This window comes from Corynebacterium sp. UMB6689, assembly GCF_030215295.1.
In the GTDB taxonomy this organism is placed as follows: domain Bacteria; phylum Actinomycetota; class Actinomycetes; order Mycobacteriales; family Mycobacteriaceae; genus Corynebacterium; species Corynebacterium aurimucosum.
This window is the reverse complement of the sequence record NZ_JASOLS010000246.1, coordinates 1-246: the sequence shown is the minus strand read 5'-3', so window position 1 is coordinate 246 and position 246 is coordinate 1. Positions and strand designations below refer to the sequence as shown.

1 protein-coding gene is annotated in these 246 nt (G+C 37.8%); it reads left to right on the top strand.

Annotated elements, in window-relative coordinates; genetic code table 11:
• Positions 1–29: 29 nt before the first annotated feature.
• Positions 30–246 (top strand): hypothetical protein (locus tag QP363_RS13365; protein ID WP_284764848.1); only part of this gene is annotated, 217 nt, incomplete at its 3' end.

Genomic DNA, 246 nt, shown 5'->3' with positions numbered 1-246 from the left:
CCAATGAAGCCGACAAATACAAGTTACGCTTGAATATCGAAGGCGATAAAATTTTTAAACTATTATTGACGGATCCTAAACACGCGGATCGGGCAGTTGACATTGGAAATACTAATGTATTGGACAATTATAATTATTTTTACCAACAAGTCGATCAAACGTCTCTTTCAGTAGTTGACTTGATCCAGGTCATTTCTAGATTGGAAGTGATGGGGGTTAATCTGAGTTCACCAGATGATGATGCTC